Below are 18,746 nucleotides of genomic sequence, written 5' to 3' on the forward strand. Positions count from 1 at the left end.
CCATCGGCCTCTCAGCAGGCCACCCGGGTGCAGGGGCCGGCCTTCACCGGCGGCAGATCGATGCCGACCGTGTCCAGTTCATCGCGGTCCAGCAGCACGACGCCGTCCTCGACCTTCACCTGGAAGACCGGCGTGCGGCCTTCATCCGGCTCGCGGGCGCAGCCGTTCTCCAGCGCGATGGTCCAGTTGTGCAGCGGACACGCGACCGCGTTGCCGAAGACGATGCCCTGGCTGAGCGGCCCCGCCTTGTGGGGGCAGCGATCGAGCAGCGCATGGACGCGGTCGTCCGCGGTGCGGAACAGCGCGACCTGCGGGCCCTTTTCGCGGGCGACGCGTCGCGAGCCCAGCACGGGAATATCGGCCACGGTGCAGACGGAGATCCAGTTCGTCATGGGGTGTTCCTCACGCTTGAACGGTGGCGACCGGCTCGAACTGGCGCACGTCGACCTGGGCCTTCGCGAACTCGAACCACGGATCCGGCTCGCCGTCGAGCGCGAACTGCAGCTCGGCCCACAGCGCCTTGCGCCCCTCGGCGTCGTCGAGGATGCGGCGCTTCACATGGTCCAGGCCCACGCGGCTCACGTAGTGCACGGTGCGTTCGAGGTACCAGCCCTCCTTGCGGTAGAGCTGCATGAAGGCGCCGGTGTATTCCATGACCTCTTCCGAGGTCTTGAGCTTGACGAGGAAGTGCGCCACCTCGGTCTTGATGCCGCCGTTGCCCGCGACGTACATCTCCCAGCCGGAGTCCACGCCGATGATGCCGACGTCCTTGATGCCGGCCTCGGCGCAGTTGCGCGGGCAGCCGCTGACGGCGAACTTGACCTTGTGCGGCGCATACATCCGCCACATCGCGCGCTCCAGGTCCTTGCCCATCTGCGTGCTGTCCTGCGTGCCCATGCGGCACCACTCGGAGCCGACGCAGGTCTTCACCGTGCGCAGCGCCTTGGCGTAGGCATGGCCGCTGGGCATGCCGATGTCGCGCCAGACGTCGACCAGGTCCTCCTTGCGCACGCCCAGCAGGTCGATGCGCTGGCCGCCGGTCACCTTCACCGTCGGGATCTTGTACTTGTCGACGGCGTCGGCGATCCGGCGCAGCTCATCGGCGGTCGTCTCCCCGCCCCACATCCGCGGGATCACCGAGTAGGTCCCGTCCTTCTGGATATTCGCGTGACTGCGCTCGTTGATGAAGCGCGACTGCGGATCGTCCACGGCCTCCTTGGGCCACGACGAGAGCAGGTAGTAGTTGAGCGCCGGCCGGCAGGTCGCGCAGCCGTTGGGCGTCTTCCAGTTCAGGCGCGCGTAGACGTCGCCGAGCTTGATCAGGTGCTCGTCGAAGATGGCGTCGCGCACCTCCTGGTGGCTCAGGTCGGTGCAGCCGCAGATCGCCTTCTTCTTCGGCGCCGACGAGTAGTCGCCGCCGGCCGTGAACATCAGCAGCTGCTCGACCAGCCCCGTGCAGGAGCCGCAGCTCGCGCTGGCCTTGGTGTGCTTGCGCACCTCCTCCAGCGTGAACAGGCCCTTCTCCTTGATCGCCTTGCAGACGGCGCCCTTGGTGACGCCGTTGCAGCCGCAGACCTCGTCGCTGTCGGCCATCGCGGCCGCCTTGTTGTGCCCCTGGTGGCCGACGTCGCCGATGTTGCTCTCGCCGAACATCAGCTTGTCCCGGATGTCGCCGATCTTGCGGCCCTCGCGCAGCAGCTTGAAGTACCAGCTGCCGTCGACGGTGTCGCCATAGAGGCAGGCGCCGACCAGTTGGTCCTCCTTGATGACGAGCTTCTTGTAGACGCCGGCGAAGGGATCGCTCATCACGATCTCCTCGGTGCCCTCGCCGCCCATGAAGTCGCCGGCCGAGAACAGGTCGATGCCGGTGACCTTCAGCTTGGTGCTGGTCTGGCTGCCGAGATAGCGGCCGATGCCGAACTGCGCCAGGTGGTTCGCGCAGACCTTGCCCTGCTCGAACAGCGGCGCCACGAGACCGTAGGCGATGCCGCGGTGCGCGGCGCATTCCCCGACGGCGTACACGCGGGGATCGGTGACCGTCTGCAACGTGTCGGTGACGACGATGCCACGTTGGCAGTGCAGGCCGGCGCGCTCGGCCAGCGCGGTGTTGGGACGGATGCCGGCGGCCATCACGACGAGGTCGGCGGGGATCTCCTCGCCGTCCTTGAAACGCACGGCCATCACCCGTCCGTCCTTGTCGCCGATCAGCGCCTCCGTCTGCGCGCCCATCCGGAAGCGCAGGCCGCGTTCCTGCAGCGACTTGCGCAGCAGGTCGCCGGCCTGGTCGTCAAGCTGGCGTTCCATCAGCCAGCCGGCGATGTGGATCACCGTGACCTGCATGCCGCGCAACATCAGGCCGTTCGCCGCCTCCAGGCCCAGCAGCCCGCCGCCGATGATCACGGCATGGCGGTACTTCGCGGCCGCCTCGATCATCGTGTTGGTGTCGGTGATGTCGCGGTAGCCGATCACGCCCGCGAGCTCCTTGCCGGGCACCGGCAGGATGAACGGATTGGAACCGGTGGCGATCAGCAGCCGGTCGTATTCGGCCTCGGTGCCGTCGTCGGCGACCACCTTGCGGCGGACCCGGTCGATGGTCGTCACCGTCTTGCCCAGGTGCAGCGTGATGCCGTTGTCCTCGTACCAGGACAGCGGATTCAGGATGATCTCGTCGAGCGTCTGCTCGCCGGCCAGCACCGGGCTGAGCAGGATGCGGTTGTAGTTGGGATGGGACTCCGCCCCGAAGACGGTGATGTCGTACAGGTCGGGGGAGATCTTCAGCAGCTCTTCCAGCGTGCGCACGCCGGCCATGCCGTTGCCGATCATCACGAGCTTCATCTTCTTCATGGCAGGGGCTCCGGCTGGGGTGTTCAGAGGCGCGAGTTCGGTGGTGGCGTTCATGCGGAGCGCTCCATGCGGAAGGTGGCGGTCGGGAGAGCCCGGCCCTCACCCCTGCCCTCTCCCGCAAGCGGGAGAGGGAGTGAGAGAGGCGTCTCGGTGGACGCAGAGGGATGCGCGCGGCCGCCGGCGCCGACCCAGGTGCGGGTCCAGCGGGCCTGCATCACGCGCAGCAGGCCGAGCATCGCGAGCGCGAAGACGGCGAAGGCCGCGAAGCCCCAGGCGTAGGTGCCGGCCCATTGCCTGGACAGGCCCATGAGGTTGGGGACCGCACCGCCGCCGAGGGCGCCGATCTCGCCGATCATCGAACCGGCCACCGCGGTGGCCGCGGGCCAGCGCAGCGGCACCAGCTGGAACAGCGCGCCGTTGCCCGCGCCCAGCGCGCCGAAGCAGACCACCAGCAGCACCGTCGTCAGCACCAGCGAGCCGTTGGCCGGCCCGATGAGCAGCAGCGAGACCGTCACCATCGCCAACACCACCGTCAGCGCATTGACGCCGCCCCAGCGGTCCGAGAGCGCGCCGCCGAAGACACGGACCGCCGCGCCCATGAACGCCGCCAGCATCGTCAACTGACCGGCGGCGATCTTGGAGACGCCGAACTGGTCGTGGTAGTAGGTGGGCAGGAAGGTGGTGAGGCCGATGAAGCCGCCGAAGGTCACCGCGTACAGCAGGCTGAAGGCCCAGCCGTCCTTCTCGAACAGGCAGGCGACGTGCTCGCGCAGACCGGCGTGGGCGTCGACGTCCGGCGGCTCCTTCGCGAAGACCACCATCACGACCATCGGCACCGCGATCGCGGCGGCGGCGATCGCGTAGACGCTCTGCCAGCCCAGCCACTGCGCCAGCGGCGGCGCCACCAGCACCGACACCGCGGTGCCGACGTTGCCCGCGCCGACCAGGCCCATCGCCAGGCCCTTGTACTTCGGCGGGTACCAGCCCGACCCCAGCGACATCGCCACGCCGAAGCTCGCGCCGGCGATGCCCAGCAGCACGCCCATCGCGAGCAGATCGCCGTAGCTCTCGACCATGAAGTAGCCGTAGCTCATGGCGACGGCGATCAGCGCCATCTCCACCAGCGTCGCGTTCTTGCGACCGATGTACTGCGACAGCACGCCCAGCGGGAAGCGCATCAGCGCGCCGGCCATGATGGGGATCGACAGCATCAGCCCCTTCTGCGCGGCGGTGAGCTGGTAGGCCTCGCTGATGAAGGGCGCGAGCGCGCCGTTGAGCACCCAGATGCAGCAGGAGCAGGCGAAGTACAGGAACGCCGCGCCGAGGGTCGGGGCGTGGCCGGAGCGCAGGAAGGTGCGGAACGCTGCCATGGCGGAATTGCTGTGGGGGGCTGGAAACGAAAAAAGGCCGCGTCGAGCGCGGGGCTCGGCGAGGCCTTCTGACGGATGAGGCATCGGATCGCGGGCGATCCGGCGCGAAGACCGCGGGACCGGAGCCCCGCGCGGGTGCGGCGCGTCGTTGCGCCACGCCGGAGACTTCGCAAGTCGCATGCCAGCGCGCGCGGCGGTCGGTATTTCTTCAACGCCGGACCGGTACAGGCTTATGCTGCGGCGCTCCGCCGGACCGTCCGTCGATGGCCGGAGACCGTCGCCGCCCTCCTCTGTCAGCCCCATGTCCGAGCCCCTCGCCCGACCCGATGCCGATCCCGCCGACGACGACGAGACGCTGCCCCGCCGCGTCCTGCTGCTCGGCGCCGCCGCGCTGGCGGGCGACCCCGCCGCGCACTGGATTGCGGCAGCCGTGCACCAGTCGGAACGCGACAGCTTGGTGCGCGCCGCACAGGAACGGGACGCGGAGGCGTTCGTGCTCGACCTCGGCGCGTCTCCTGCGAGCGCGTCGCCTGCGAGCGCGTCGGATCGGTCGATCGCGGCGCGGTCGATGGTGCCGGACTGGTCGGACTGGTTCGACGCCCTGGAGGCCGCCCAGCTGAACCTGCCGGGTGTGTGCGTGGCGCCCGGCGCCGATCGGATGCCCGTCGAGTTCCAGCAGCGCGCGATGTCGGTCGGCGTGCAGGTGCTCCTCGAGTCGATGCCGGAACCCGCCGCGCTGCGTCGCCAGCTGCGTTGGGCGGTCGGGGCCAGCGCCCGCTTCGCGGCGCTGCGGGCGCAGCTGGACGACCGCAAGTGGACCGATCGCGCCAAGGGCCTGCTGATGTCGGCCCGCGACCTCGATGAAGACGCCGCCTTCCGGCTGCTGCGCGATGCGGCGATGCACGCGCACCTGCGGCTGGGCGAGGTGGCGCGGTCGGTCGTGCAGTCGGCCCAGTTGGCGGAGGCGGTGAACCTCGCCGGCCAGCAGCGCATGCTCAGCCAGCGGCTGGTGAAGCTGATGGCCCAGCGCGCCGCCGGCATCGAGGGCAAGCGCGCCAAGGCGCTGCAGGACGAGTCCTGCGCGCGCGTCACCGCCAACCTGGCCCGACTGCCCGCGTTGGTGGCGGGCCTGCCGCCGTCGACGGGCACACCGGCCCACCTCGTCGACCCCGTGATCAACGCCTGGCACCGGCTGGAGCCCCTGCTCGCCGGCAAGCCCGGCACCGAGGCGCTGGCGGCCGCCGATGGCGCCGCGCAAGACCTGCTGACGCAGTCCGACGCGCTGGCCACGGCACTCGCGGCCTCGGGCGGCGGCAAGCCGCTGCACGTCGTCAATGTCTGCGGACGGCAGCGCATGCTGAGCCAGCAACTGGCGAAGGAGGCCCTGCTCGCGGTCCTGCTGCCGGGTCGCGACACGGCGGTGCTGATCGACAGCCTGGATCGCTTCGCCGCGGGCCTCGCGGAACTGGAGTCTTCGCCGCTATCGAGCGACGCGATCCGCGCGCTGCTGGCCGAGGTCGGCGCCGAATGGCTGCGGCTGATGCGCAGCGTGCGCCACGCCCACGGCCGCGAGGCGGCCGAAGGGCTGGCGCGCAGCAGCGAGGTGCTGCTCGATCGGCTGGAGCTGCTCACGGTGCATTACCAACAGAGTCTGCAGATCATCCTGGGTTGAGGGCTTCAGGACTGCCACGGCCGCTGGCCCTCACCCCTACCCTCTCCCGCAAGCGGGAGAGGGAGAAAGAGAGCCAGCGCCGCGAATGGAGCCCGTCGGACACCCTCTCCCGCTTGCGGGAGAGGGCGGGGGTGAGGGCCAGCTGACTCACGCAGTCAAGCGGCCCGCGACTCCACGTGCCGATGGCGCGTGTAGAGGAAGTCGATCACCGCCTTGCGCGCATGGACGTAGGTCGGGTCCTCGGCGAGCGCGACGCGGTCGCGCGGCCGCGGCAGCGTGACGGGCAGGATCTCGCCGATCGTGGCCGCCGGGCCGTTGGTCATCATGACGATGCGGTCGGACAGCAGCACCGCCTCGTCCACGTCGTGCGTGACCATGACCACCGTGCTGTGCGTCGCGGCGACGATCTTCAGCAGCTCGTCCTGCAGGTGCGCGCGCGTCAGCGCGTCCAGCGCGCCGAAGGGCTCGTCCATCAGCAGCACCTTGGGCTCCATCGCCAGCGCCCGCGCGATGCCCACGCGCTGCTTCATGCCGCCGGAGATCTCGTGCGGCCGCTTGAACATCGCGTGACTCATGCCGACGAGGTGCAGCGCCTCCTCGGTGCGCGCCATCAGGCGCGGTCGCAGCTCGCGGCTGCCGAAGACCGACTCCACCGCCAGCAGCACGTTGTCGAAGCAGGTCAGCCACGGCAGCAGCGAGTGGTTCTGGAACACGACCGCGCGCTCGGGGCCGGGGCCGGCGATCTCGCGACCGTCGCAGAGCAGGCCGCCGTCGGTGGGCTGCAGCAGGCCGGCGATCAGGTTCAGCAGCGTCGACTTGCCGCAGCCCGAATGGCCGATCAGGGTCACGAACTCGCCCTTGGCGATGTCGAGGTCGATCTCGCGCAGCGCATGGAAGCGGCCCTTGCGGCTGGAGAAGACCATCTCGGCCTGCTGCACACGGATGAACGGACTCATCGAAGTCTCCTCGGGCCTAGTCATCGAAGGAAAAGCGCTTGGCGAGGGTCATCAGGAACCACTCCAGCAACAGCCCCACGATCCCGATCACGAAGATCGCGATGAGGATGTGCTGCACGTTGAGGTTGTTCCACTCGTCCCAGACCCAGAAGCCGATGCCGACGCCGCCGGTCAGCATCTCGGCCGCCACGATCACCAGCCACGCGGTGCCGACGGACAGCCGCACGCCGGTCAGCATGTAGGGCAGCACGGCGGGGAAGAGGATGCGCGTCACCAGCTTCCATTCGGACAGGCGCAGCACGCGGGCGACGTTCAGGTAGTCCTGCGGCACGCGCTGCACGCCCACCGCGGTGTTGACGACCATCGGCCAGATCGAGCAGATGAAGATGGTCCAGATCGCCGCCGGGTTGGCGCTCTTGAACACCAGCAGCCCGATCGGCAGCCACGCCAGCGGCGACACCGGCTTGAGCAGGCTGATCAGCGGCGACAGCATGCGGCTCGCGAATTCGAAACGGCCGATGATGAAGCCCAGCGGGATGCCGACCGCCGCCGCAAGACCGAAGCCCAGCGCCACCCGCTGCAGCGAGTTCAGGATGTTCCAGCCGATGCCCTGGTCGTTCGGCCCGTTGCGATAGAACGGATCGGCGAACAGCTTGACCGCGGCGTCCCACGTCGCACCCGGCGTCGGGAACTCGCCGCCCTTCATCGTCGCGACGTACCAGACCAGCCAGAGCAGGCCAAGCCCGCACACCGGCGGCAGCACGCGCATCCAGACGGCGCGCCAGTCGATGCCGGCGCGCGGCGGCCGCGCGGGGACCGGCTTGGCGACCGGCTCGTTGGCCGCGTCACGCGCCAGCGGCAGGGGCGTCGCGACGGAGACGGTGACCGGCTCACCGTTCGCATCGCCGGGGGAATGAAAAACGGCACTGACCATGGCGGACTCCTGCATCGATCAGAAGGGAGAGGTGAGGAAGCCCGTCATGCGCGGACCTTGAAGGCGTCCGCGTACTTGGCGGGATCCTTGGCGTCCCAGACGACGCCGTCGAACAGCTTCGCCGAGCGCATCGTCTCCTTCGGCACCGACACGCCGAGCGCCGACGCCGCCTGCTTGTAGAGCTCGACCTGGTTCACCTGGCGCGCGACGCCCAGGTAGTCCGGATGCTCCTTGATCAGTCCCCAGCGCTTGTGCTGCGTCAGGAACCACATGCCGTCGGACAACCAGGGGAAGTTGACCTGGCCGTCGTTGAAGAACTTCATGTAGTTGGGGTCGTCCCAGGTCTTGCCCAGGCCGTTCTGGTACCGGCCCAGGATGCGCTGGTTGATCGCGTCGACGCTGGTGTTGACGTAGGCCTTGTCGGCGATGGTCTCGGCCATCTTCTGCTTGTTGGACAGGCTGGCGTCGATCCAGCGGCCGGCCTCGAGCACCGCCATGATCACGGCACGCGCGGTGTTGGGGTACTTCTTGACGAAGTCGCCGGTGGTGCCGAGCACCTTCTCCGGATGGTCCTTCCAGATGTCCTGCGTGGTGGCGGCGGTGATGCCGATGCCGTCGATGATGGCGCGGTGGTTCCAGGGCTCGCCGACGCAGAAGCCGTCCATGTTGCCCACGCGCATGTTGGCCACCATCTGCGGCGGCGGCACGGTGATGACCTTGGCCTCCTTCATCGGGTTCACGCCCGCGGCGGCCAGCCAGTAGTAGAGCCACATCGCGTGCGTGCCGGTCGGGAAGGTCTGCGCGAAGGTGTAGTCGCGCTTGTCCTTCTTCATGACCTTGGCCAGCGAGGCCGCGTCCACCGCGCCGGCCTCGGCCAGCTTCTTCGACAGCGTGATCGCCTGGCCGTTGTTGTTCAGGGTCATCAGGACGGCCATGTCCTTCTTCGGACCGGCCACGCCCAGCTGCACGCCATAGATCAGGCCGTAGAGCACGTGCGCCATGTCGAGCTCGCCGTTGACGAGCTTGTCGCGCACGCCGGCCCAGGAAGCTTCCTTGGTCGGGATGATCTTGATGCCGTACTTCTTGTCGAAGCCCAGCGCGGCGGCCATCACCACCGACGCGCAGTCGGTCAGCGGGATGAAGCCGATGCGGACCTCCTCCTTCTCCGGCTTGTCGGAGCCGGCGGCGAACGCGCCGCCGCCCGGCAGCGCGGACAGCCCGCCCAGCGCCGCGCCGGTGGCGAGCAGCTTGCGACGCTCAGCGCTCATCAGACCCTCCTGGGAACCGTGTTGCATTCAAGACCTCCGGGAAAAACAAAAAAGGCGTCGCGACCGTCCCGCTTCGTCGAAGCGGAACCGATCGGACGCCTTTGCCCAAATCTTTCGATGTGACCCTCACGCCGTTGCGAGGGCACGAGCAGGGCATTGCAGGAAGCGTGCCACGAGGTCGATACGACGCGGCCCAGGAGGAAGCAGGCGGACAGGCACGCCGAAGTCCGTCGCGATGCACTGTCTCGCGGCATCCATGCGCCGTTGCGGTGCGTTCAGCCTCGCAACAGATCGTGCGCGTCGATCACGCGCCGCGCGACCTGCGCGAGCGCCTCGCCGCGGTCCATCGCGAGCTTGCGCAGGCGCTGGTAGGCCTGGTCCTCGTCCAGGCCCTGCTCGCGCATCAGGATGCCCTTGGCCTTGTCGACGAGCTTGCGCGAAGCCAGTTGCGCCTGCGTCCTGCTGAGCTCCTCGCGCAGCGCGAGGTCCTGCTCGAAGCGCGCGATCGCCACGTGCAGCACGGGCGCGAGCCGCTGCGTCTGCAGTCCCGCCACGACATACGCGCTGACGCCGGCCTGGATCGCGCGGCGCATCGGGGCGCGGTCCTCGTCCTCCGCGAAGATCACGACGGGGCGCGGCATCTTCGTCGACAGCGTGGCGAGGTTCTCGAGCGTGTCGCGCGTCGGCGATTCGGCGTCGACGATGACGACGTCCGGTTGCAGGCGCAGCACGCAGTCGTGGATCAGCGTGGCCTGCTCGATGACGCCGACGACCTCGCAGCCCTGGCGCACCAGTTCATCGCGCAGCAGGTCGACGCGATGGGCGCCGTCGTCGATGAGCAGCACGCGCAAGCCGGCATGCGCGGCATGCGCGGGCGGCGGGCTGGCATCGGGGGCGGGCGGCGGCTTCACGCCAATCACGGCGCAAGTTCCATGCCGAGTCCGGCCGCTTCCACGCCGGGATGCCGGGCAAGGCACGCTCCTGAACCACCGCAACCGGCGTGCCCAGGGTCCTGCCAAGAAGGGGCCGCGCAAACCGGCGCTTCGCCGTACTGTCGCGGCGAGCGGCGGTCACGTCGCCAGGGAGATGACCATGCGCCTTTCAACGCATTTGATCCCACACGGGATTCCGCACCACCTCCCGCGTCGCGTGGGTCGCCAGGCCCTGCTGATCGCACTGCTGTCGCTGGGCGGCGGCGCGGTCTGCGCCGCCGAATTCACCGCCGGGGCCGGAGCGTCCAGCCAGACGGCGACGAAGAACGTGCAGCAGGGCGGCGGCGATCCCCGATCGGGCAGCTCGCCGGTGTGGGCCGGCACCGACCTCATCCTGTACGACGCCGTGCCCGGGGTCCTTCAGAACACCAATGCCATCTCCTACGCGAGCGCGAGCTACGGTCACCTGGTCTTCGTCTCCCGCTCGTCGACGAACCAGACTTCCGTGTCGGGCGATCAGCCCGGGCTGCACGCCGAATCCAACGCCAGCGCGTCGATGGCCGACAGCTTCGTCGTTGCCTGCCCCACCTGCGTCGCCGGCACGCGCGGCACGATGAACTTCCGGGTCGTGCTGGAGGGCGACGTGGGTCTGAACAATTCGTCCAGCAGCCTCGGCGGTCAACCGATCCCAGGCGCGGCCCGGACCACGCAGTACTACTGGAGCAGCAACCTGTCGATGCGCGCCGAGGGTGTCGCCATGGACTTTCCCGGCCCCGGCACGCTGGCGCTGTTCGCCTACGACTACCGGGCGATGGTCAACGACGACATCGTGGCCGGCGGCTCGCGCGAAGGCATGGGCATCTACGACTACCAGCTCGAATTCGAGTTCGGCAGCCCCATCCATATGAACTGGCTGGCCAGCGCATCGTCCTTGGCCGACCTGCGGGCGGGCGACGGCAACGCCATCGGCGCGCTGAGCGCGATGGGCTACGCCGCCTTCTCCAACAGCTTCTACTGGGATGGCATCTCCGCCGTCACCGATGCCAACGGCAATCTGGTGAACGGCTTCACCGCGAAGAACGGCGTCGGCGTCGACTACGCGCAGTCCTTCGCCAATGCGGCGCTGGTGCCGGAGCCCGGCACCTGGGCGCTGATGGCGGCCGGGTTGGGGATGCTGGGACTGATCGCCGGGCGTCGGCGCTCGCGGCGAATCGACCCGATGTCGACGTCAAGGCCGACGCGTCGGTTCACGACGCTGCTCGCGGCCTGCGGCGGACTCCTGGGCCTGGGCATCAACGGTCCTGCGCAGGCGCAGCCCCTGCCGCCCTTCGAGGTGGTCTACGACTACCAGCTGGTCGCGCCCGGCGCGCCCAGCCGGATGGAACACCGCAGCGCCTTCACGTCGGCCGGCGAGGTGCGCCGCTTCAGCGATGCGATCGGCTTCAGCGACGCGTCGCTGTCTTCCGATGCACGCATGGAAGGCTGGGGCGCGGCGCGCTACGGCCACCTGCAGGCCTACGTCAAGGGATCGACGGCGCTCGCGGCCCAGGCGGCGGACCAGAGCACCTACCTGCTGGGCAGTGTCACCGCGACGCTGACCGACAGCTTCGTCATCCAGTGCGGCGGCTGCGCGGCGGGGACCGTGGGCTCGATGAACTTCCGCGTGTTCTTCGACGCCGCCACCGCGCGCGAAGGCGGACTCGGCCAGCCGGTCTCGCAGACCGGCGGCTACCTCGCCGATACCGACTGGTGGACCGGCTTCGGGATCACCGCCCAAGGGGTGCCCAATCCGTCGCCGCCCGACGTGCCCGGGCCGCCGAACCCCGGCCAGCTGGGGTTCCAGTTCTATCGCCTGGAAACGCTGCACAACGACGTCCCCGGCATCGAGGAAAGTCCGCGCGTGTCGGCCGGTCTGCAGGAGCTGTCGATCCAGTTCGTCTTCGGCGAACCGATCCGGATCGACATGGGCCTGAGCGCCGTGCTGCTCGGCGGCGTCTACACCGGCGAGAACACGACGCCGTTCAGCGGGCACGGCGCGATGGAGACCGACGCGACGCGCAGCATGTACTGGGACGGCATCACCAGCGTGATCGACGCGCAGGGCAACGCGGTCAACGGCTTCACCGCGCGGAACGCCGTGGGCATCGACTACGCGCGCTCGTTCGCGACCGCCGCGGTCGTGCCGGAGCCCGGCACCTGGGCGCTGATGCTGGCGGGGCTGGGGATGCTGGGAGCCAGCCTGCGGCGTCGCCGCATCGCTATCCGGCGTCTGGCAGGCGCCCTGGGCGCCGCGGGTCTTGTGGGCGTCGCCGGCCTGGCCCAGGCGCAGACGCTGTCCGTGAGCTACAGCTACGGCCTCGGCGCCTTCGGCGTCCCCGGACGCAGCGACGAGGTCGGCGGCGAGATGGACCCCGGCGAACGGCGCACGTTCAGCGATGCGATCAGCTTCGACGGCGGCCCGCGACACGCCGACGCCAGCATCGAGGGCTGGGGCGCCGCCTCTTACGGACACCTGCAGGCCTACGTCAAGGGATCGACCTCGCTCGTGGCACAGGGACCCAACCATGACGCCTATTCGTTCGCGCAGGTGAAAAGCTCGCTGACCGATACCTTCGTCATCCAATGCGGCGGCTGCACGGCGGGGACGGCGGGCACGATGAACTTCCGCATCTTCTTCGACGCCGTCACCGCCCATCAGGGCGGCATGACGCAGTCGCCGGCAGACGCGGGCGGCTTCTACAACGCCGACAACCATTGGTGGTCCGACGTCGCGGTCCGTGCCGACGGCGTGTCCGGCCCGTCCGGCCAGGGACAACTGGACTTCCGCTACTACCGTTTCGACACGTTGCGCAACGATGTCGCCGGCGTCGAGGAGAGTCCGGGCATGACGGCCGGCATGCAGAACCTGTCCCTCGACTTCGTCTTCGGACAGCCGATCCACCTCGACATGACCCTGGCCGCCTCCCTCTCCGGCGCCCTCTACTCCGGGCGGAACACCGACTCGTTCAGCGCCCGGGCCGCGATGGAGACCGACGCCACGCACAGCATGTACTGGGCCGGCATCACCAGCGTGCTCGACGCGCAGGGCAACGCCGTGGCCGGCGTCACCGCGCTGAATGCACGGGGACTCGACTACACCCGCGCCTTCGCCAGCGCCGCGGTCATCCCGGAGCCCGGCACCTGGGCGCTGATGGCCGCCGGAGCGGCGCTGCTCGTCCTGCTCGCCACAGGACGTCGCGGTCGGGGCGTCGGCCCCGCGACCCGTCGCACCCCGACGGCGCGACCGGTCTCCCCGCGCCGCCGTCCGTGGCGTCTCGTCCTGCTCGCGCTGGCCTGGCCCGCGATGGCGGGGGCCGCCGAGACCTTCGTCTCCACCAACACCCATGTCCTCGGTCCGGTGTCCGACGAGCGGGACGCGTCCATCAAGCCGCCGTGGCTGGGTCCGGCCTCCAGCCATGTCTCGGTGTTCGACGCCGGTCCGGGCTACGCGGCCACCGGCCAGGCGCGGACCTGGGGCCAGGCCCGGCCGGGCGGGTTCGAGATGTCCGTCTCCGGCTCCGTGCTGGCCGCCGCCAACAACGAGAGTTCCTGGATCTCCGCCGAAGGCAACGTCACGGGCTCCACCGTCGACAGCTTCATCGTCACCTGCCCGACCTGCGTGGCGGGCACGCGGGGCAGCCTCACGCTTCAGATCCAGGTGGGCGCCGACGCTGCGACCTGGAACGGCGGCGCCATGCCACTCTCGCTCGGTCCCGTCTACGGTGGCTCGGCTGGCTGGGGGAGCTATCTGCAGACCTACGCCGAAGGCATCCGGGACGGGAACGGGCAGACGATCTACCGCCAACTCAACACCACCGTCAACTATGAGTTCGCCAACGGCGAGCCCCTGACGATGACCGGCGGCGATCCGCCTGGACGCCAGTCGCTGACGATCGACTTCGTCTTCGGTCAGCCGGTCGGATTCGTCTGGAACGTCTCGATGGGCGTCTATGCCGTCGCCGGCCGCGAGGAGCCTCACAACGCGACCACCTGGGCGTCGTTGGCGCTGTCCATGGGACCCGACGACACCTACTGGCGCGGCATCACCTCGGTGCTGGACAGCAGCGGCGCGAGCGTCGCCGGCTACCGCGCGCTGAACGCGGACGGCGTCGACTTCGCGCAATCGCTGGCGGTCGCCGCCATCCCCGAACCCGGCACCTGGGCCTTGATGGCGCTGGGCCTGTGCGTCCTCGGTGTCATCGCGCATCGGCGCGGCCGGTCGCTGGAGGACATCGCGTGATGCCCGCGCTCATCTCTCGGCTCCTGGCGCAGGCCGCGACCGCCGCCCTGCTGGCCGGCGTGTTCATCGACGCCCAGGGGGCGAACTTCGTGACGCGGGGCAACAGCATCAGCCGCACGGGTTCCGAACAGGACGAACGCACGCTGGAAGACCGCTACGCCGAATCGCCGCTCACCGCGCGGATCGTCACCTCGGCAGCCGGCGAGGCGCCCGGTCACAGCAGTCTCGCGCAGTCGCAGGCCCGCGTCGACGTCACCTACGGCAACGCGCGCCTGAGCGCGCAGTCCAGCGCTTTCCTCGACAGCCGCGACGGCACCGGCGTCGCCTTCGGCTCCTCCTTCGTCGCTGCCGAATCGAGCGACCGCTTCGCCCTCACCTGCCCGGCCTGCGTGTCCGGGAGCGCCGGCGCAATGACCTTCCGCATCGTCGTCGACGGCGTGCGCTGGCCCGACGGCTACGCCTCGGTCCTGGAGGGACCGGGCGGCGTCTACGCCGCGGAGAGCGGCTGGCAGACGAGCCTGTTGCTGAGCGCGCCCGGCGCGTCGCCGTTCCGTTTCGATAGCCACGAGGTCAACTACTTCACCACCGGCGAGCGCACCCGCTTCAGCCTCGGCGAGGGCGTCGGCACCTTCGCCTACACGGTGCCGGTCACCTTCGGCGAAACGATCGACATCAGCTGGCGCAGCTCGCTCTACGCGACCGCCGTCGTCGGCCTCACCGACCCGGACTCGCGCATCACCGCCTGGGCCGCCGGTCTGACCGACTTCTCCCACAGCTTCAGCTGGGACGGGATCGTCGGCGTCACCGATGCGCAGGGCCGCCCGATGGCGGACGTGACCGCCTTCAACGACGTCGGCATCAACTACGCCGCCTCGCTGGCTGCGGCGACGGTCCCCGAACCGGGCACCTGGGCGCTGATGGTCGCCGGGCTGGCGCTGCTCGCGCTGGGACGCTCGCGTCGCCGCCATCGCTCGGATCAACCGGCATCCTAGGGATTCCCCGCCCTTCGCGGGTGAACAACCCCGGACATCTCACGTTTACGTAAACGTCAACCGGAATCTAGAATCGGCGCGCAACATCGATCCCCAAAAGGGGTCGACCCACGACAGGCGCCGCGGCGGGACCATCCTCTCCATCGCAGGCGACCGCGCCCCCAGCCGGAGACACACGTCATGACCGAGATGTCCGCCGAGTACAAGGCCCTGGCCGAGTACCGCCCCACCCAGAAGGTCCGCTTCGTGACCGCCGCCAGCCTGTTCGACGGGCACGACGCGGCGATCAACATCATGCGGCGCATCCTGCAGAGCATGGGCGCGGAGGTCATCCACCTGGGCCACAACCGCTCGGTGGACGAGGTCGTCACCGCCGCGTTGCAGGAAGACGCGCAGGGCATCGCGGTCAGCTCCTACCAGGGCGGCCACGTCGAATACTTCAAGTACATGGTGGAGCTGCTGCGCCAGCGCGGCGGTGAGAAGATCCAGGTCTTCGGCGGCGGCGGCGGCGTGATCGTGCCGGCCGAGATCCGCGACCTGGCCGACCAGGGCGTGCGCATCTTCAGCCCCGAGGACGGCCAGCGCATGGGCCTGATGGGCATGATCGGCGAGATGGTCATGCGCTGCGACCAGGACCTCAGCGCCGCCGCGCCCAAGGCCGTGGCCGCGCTGCAAGGCCATTCGGAAAGCGCCTGGCGCGCGCTCGCGCAGGCGATCACGGCGCTGGAGAACGGTCGCGCCGATGCGAGCTTCACGCAGGCGCTGCGCGATGCCGCCAAGGGCTTGCGCACGCCCGTGCTGGGCATCACCGGCACCGGCGGCGCGGGCAAGTCCTCGCTGACCGACGAACTGATCCGCCGCCTGCGCCTGGACCAGGACGACGCGCTGCGCATCGCCGTGATCTCGATCGACCCGTCGCGCCGCAAGAGCGGCGGCGCGCTGCTGGGCGACCGCATCCGCATGAATGCGATCGCGCCCTGGGCCGCAGGTCAACGCGTCTACATGCGCTCGCTCGCGACGCGCGACTTCGGCTCCGAGATCTCGCAGGCGCTGCCCGACGTGATCGCCGCGGCCAAGGTCGCGGGCTTCGACCTCGTCATCGTCGAGACCTCCGGCATCGGCCAGGGCGACGCGGCCATCGTGCCGCACGTCGACGTGCCGATGTACGTGATGACGCCGGAGTTCGGCGCGGCCAGCCAGCTCGAGAAGATCGACATGCTGGACTTCGCCGAGTTCGTCGCGATCAACAAGTTCGACCGCAAGGGTGCGGCCGACGCGTGGCGCGACGTCGCCAAGCAGGTGCAGCGCAACAAGGAGGCCTGGGGAAGAAGGCCGAGGAACTGCCGGTCTTCGGCACCATGGCCAGCCGCTTCAATGACGACGGCGTCACCGCGCTCTACCAGGCGCTGAAGCCGCGCCTGGCCGAGCTCGGCCTGCCGCTGCGGGACGGCGACGGCCGTCTGCCGGTCGCCGCCACGCGCTTCAGCACCCACCAGACACCGATCGTGCCGCCGGCGCGTTCGCGTTACCTCGCCGAGATCGGCGACACCGTGCGCTCATACAAGAAGCGGGCCCGCGCGCAAGCGCGCCTGGCCCGCGAGATCCAGCAGCTGACCGCCAGCGCCGCGATGCTCGGTAGCGCCGGAGCCGGCGGCGATATCCAGGCTCATGCCGCGTCGCTGTCCACGCTTGAAGCACTCGCCACCTCGCGTCAGGCGAAGCTCGACGCCGACGCGCGCCAGTTGCTCGCGCAGTGGCCCGACATGCAGCAGGCCTACGCCGGCGACGAGTACGTCGTGAAGATCCGCGACAAGGAGATCCGCACGGCGCTGGTGTCGACCTCGTTGTCGGGCACGCGCATCCGCAAGGTCGTGCTGCCGCCGTACGAGGACCAGGGCGAGCTGCTGAAGTGGCTGATGCTGGAGAACGTGCCGGGCAGCTTCCCGTACACGGCCGGCGTGTTCGCGTTCAAGCGCGAGGGCGAGGACCCCACCCGCATGTTCGCCGGCGAGGGCGACGCCTTCCGCACCAACCGGCGCTTCAAGCTGGTGTCGGAGGGCCTGCCGGCCAAGCGGCTGTCGACGGCCTTCGACTCGGTCACGCTCTACGGCGCCGATCCCGCGCCGCGGCCCGACATCTACGGCAAGGTCGGCAACTCCGGCGTCAGCATCGCGACGCTGGACGACATGAAGGTCCTGTACGACGGCTTCGACCTCTGCCACCCGACGACCTCGGTGTCGATGACGATCAACGGCCCGGCGCCCTCGATCCTGGCGATGTTCATGAACACCGCGATCGACCAGCAGCTGGTGAAGTTCAAGGCCGACAATGGCCGCGACCCGACCGCCGACGAGGCCGCCAAGATCCGCGCCTGGGTGCTGGCCAACGTGCGCGGCACGGTGCAGGCGGACATCCTCAAGGAGGACCAGGGCCAGAACACCTGCATCTTCTCGACCGAGTTCTCGCTGAAGGTGATGGGCGACATCGCGCAGTACTTCGTCAACCACGACGTGCGCAACTTCTACTCGGTGTCGATCAGCGGTTATCACATCGCCGAGGCGGGCGCGAACCCGATCTCGCAGCTGGCGTTCACGCTGTCCAACGGCTTCACCTTCGTCGAGGCCTATCTCGCGCGCGGGATGCACATCGACGACTTCGCGCCCAACCTGAGCTTCTTCTTCAGCAACGGCATGGACCCCGAGTACACCGTGCTGGGCCGCGTCGCGCGACGCATCTGGGCCGTGGCGATGCGCGACAAGTACGGCGCCAACGAGCGCAGCCAGAAGCTGAAGTACCACATCCAGACCTCGGGCCGCTCGCTGCATGCGCAGGAGATCGCTTTCAACGACATCCGCACCACGCTGCAGGCGCTGATCGCGATCTACGACAACTGCAACTCGCTGCACACCAACGCCTACGACGAGGCGATCACCACGCCGACCGAGGAATCGGTGCGCCGCGCGATGGCGATCCAGCTGGTCATCAACCGCGAGTGGGGCCTGGCGAAGAACGAGAACCCGAGCCAGGGCGCGTTCATCATCGACGAGCTCACCGAGCTGGTCGAGGAGGCGGTGCTGACCGAGTTCGAGCGCATCGCCGAGCGCGGCGGCGTGCTGGGCGCGATGGAGACGGGCTACCAGCGCGGCAAGATCCAGGAAGAGTCGATGCACTACGAGATGCTGAAGCACACCGGCGAGTACCCGATCATCGGCGTGAACACCTTCCGCAACCCGCACGGCGACCCGGTGCCGGACCACATCGAGCTGGCGCGCTCGACCGAGGAGGAGAAGCAGGGCCAGCTGACGCGCCTGGGCGATTTCCACGCGCGCCATGCGGCCGAGGCGCCGGCGATGCTCAAGCGGTTGCAGCAGGCGGTGATCGCCAACGGCAACGTCTTCGACGTGCTGATGGACGCGGTGCGGGTGTGCTCGCTGGGACAGATCACCGCGGCACTGTTTGAAGTGGGTGGGCAGTACCGGCGCAGCATGTGAGCGATCCG

10 protein-coding genes and 1 pseudogene are annotated in these 18,746 nt (G+C 69.3%); 4 read left to right on the forward strand and 7 right to left on the reverse strand.

Annotated elements, in window-relative coordinates; translation table 11 throughout:
* Positions 1-11: 11 nt before the first annotated feature.
* From nirD to AC1VNM_RS19165, 3 genes are read right to left on the reverse strand one after another with little or no spacing between them, the layout of a single operon-like run.
* Positions 12-392, reverse strand: coding sequence for a nitrite reductase small subunit NirD (gene nirD / locus AC1VNM_RS19155; RefSeq protein ID WP_377159815.1), 381 nt, complete (start codon positions 390-392; stop codon positions 12-14).
* A gap of 10 nt (positions 393-402) precedes the next feature.
* Positions 403-2,844 carry a nitrite reductase large subunit NirB gene (gene nirB / locus AC1VNM_RS19160; protein ID WP_483109309.1) on the reverse strand — a complete coding sequence of 814 codons (2,442 nt, stop codon included), beginning with the start codon at positions 2,842-2,844 and terminating at the stop codon, positions 403-405.
* 50 nt (positions 2,845-2,894) lie between these two features.
* On the reverse strand, positions 2,895-4,214 hold the full coding sequence (locus AC1VNM_RS19165; protein ID WP_483107956.1) for an MFS transporter: 1,320 nt from the start codon (positions 4,212-4,214) through the stop codon (positions 2,895-2,897).
* Between the two features lie 301 nt (positions 4,215-4,515).
* Here AC1VNM_RS19165 and AC1VNM_RS19170 point away from each other — a divergent pair, with 301 nt between their 5' ends.
* Positions 4,516-5,886: a type IV pili methyl-accepting chemotaxis transducer N-terminal domain-containing protein gene (locus AC1VNM_RS19170; RefSeq protein ID WP_483107957.1), complete on the forward strand. Its 1,371-nt coding sequence runs from the start codon at positions 4,516-4,518 to the stop codon at positions 5,884-5,886.
* A gap of 155 nt (positions 5,887-6,041) precedes the next feature.
* On the opposite strand, the gene AC1VNM_RS19175 is transcribed toward AC1VNM_RS19170, so the two are convergent.
* From AC1VNM_RS19175 to AC1VNM_RS19190, 4 genes are all read right to left on the reverse strand, one after another.
* Complete coding sequence (locus AC1VNM_RS19175) at positions 6,042-6,842, reverse strand: ABC transporter ATP-binding protein (RefSeq protein WP_483107958.1); 801 nt, start codon at positions 6,840-6,842, stop codon at positions 6,042-6,044.
* Between the two features lie 16 nt (positions 6,843-6,858).
* Positions 6,859-7,776, reverse strand: a complete 918-nt coding sequence (gene ntrB / locus AC1VNM_RS19180) for a nitrate ABC transporter permease (RefSeq protein WP_377159807.1) — start codon at positions 7,774-7,776, stop codon at positions 6,859-6,861.
* A 44-nt stretch (positions 7,777-7,820) separates the two neighbouring features.
* Positions 7,821-9,044 carry a CmpA/NrtA family ABC transporter substrate-binding protein gene (locus AC1VNM_RS19185; RefSeq protein WP_483107959.1) on the reverse strand — a complete coding sequence of 408 codons (1,224 nt, stop codon included), beginning with the start codon at positions 9,042-9,044 and terminating at the stop codon, positions 7,821-7,823.
* 275 nt (positions 9,045-9,319) lie between these two features.
* Entirely contained in the window at positions 9,320-9,964 is a 645-nt protein-coding gene (locus AC1VNM_RS19190; protein ID WP_483107960.1) for an ANTAR domain-containing response regulator, read from the reverse strand.
* Positions 9,965-10,136: 172 nt separating this feature from the next.
* Between AC1VNM_RS19190 and AC1VNM_RS19195 the strand changes: the two genes are divergently transcribed.
* The 3 genes and pseudogenes from AC1VNM_RS19195 to icmF all read left to right on the forward strand — a co-directional run bounded on the left by AC1VNM_RS19195 (position 10,137) and on the right by icmF (position 18,738).
* The gene (locus AC1VNM_RS19195; protein ID WP_483107961.1) at positions 10,137-14,255 is read left to right on the forward strand and encodes a PEPxxWA-CTERM sorting domain-containing protein; all 4,119 of its coding nucleotides are present in this window, start codon (positions 10,137-10,139) and stop codon (positions 14,253-14,255) included.
* Entirely contained in the window at positions 14,255-15,247 is a 993-nt protein-coding gene (locus AC1VNM_RS19200) for a PEP-CTERM sorting domain-containing protein (protein ID WP_483107962.1), read from the forward strand. Before AC1VNM_RS19195 ends, AC1VNM_RS19200 begins: the two co-directional genes overlap by 1 nt.
* Before the next feature lie 180 nt (positions 15,248-15,427).
* Positions 15,428-18,738: pseudogene (icmF, locus tag AC1VNM_RS19205) on the forward strand (fused isobutyryl-CoA mutase/GTPase IcmF).
* Positions 18,739-18,746: the final 8 nt, after the last annotated feature.

The sequence above is a fragment of the Mitsuaria sp. MSU3D genome (assembly GCF_056867975.1).

Excerpts from the sequence above, each read along its gene's own strand:
- nirD (WP_377159815.1), bottom strand. The coding sequence starts at position 392 with ATGACGAACTGGATCTCCGTCTGCACCGTGGCCGATATTCCCGTGCTG.
- nirB (WP_483109309.1), bottom strand. The coding sequence starts at position 2,844 with ATGAAGAAGATGAAGCTCGTGATGATCGGCAACGGCATGGCCGGCGTG.
- AC1VNM_RS19165 (WP_483107956.1), bottom strand. The coding sequence starts at position 4,214 with ATGGCAGCGTTCCGCACCTTCCTGCGCTCCGGCCACGCCCCGACCCTC.
- AC1VNM_RS19170 (WP_483107957.1), top strand. The coding sequence starts at position 4,516 with ATGTCCGAGCCCCTCGCCCGACCCGATGCCGATCCCGCCGACGACGAC.
- AC1VNM_RS19175 (WP_483107958.1), bottom strand. The coding sequence starts at position 6,842 with ATGAGTCCGTTCATCCGTGTGCAGCAGGCCGAGATGGTCTTCTCCAGC.
- ntrB (WP_377159807.1), bottom strand. The coding sequence starts at position 7,776 with ATGGTCAGTGCCGTTTTTCATTCCCCCGGCGATGCGAACGGTGAGCCG.
- AC1VNM_RS19185 (WP_483107959.1), bottom strand. The coding sequence starts at position 9,044 with ATGAGCGCTGAGCGTCGCAAGCTGCTCGCCACCGGCGCGGCGCTGGGC.
- AC1VNM_RS19195 (WP_483107961.1), top strand. The coding sequence starts at position 10,137 with ATGCGCCTTTCAACGCATTTGATCCCACACGGGATTCCGCACCACCTC.
- AC1VNM_RS19200 (WP_483107962.1), top strand. The coding sequence starts at position 14,255 with ATGCCCGCGCTCATCTCTCGGCTCCTGGCGCAGGCCGCGACCGCCGCC.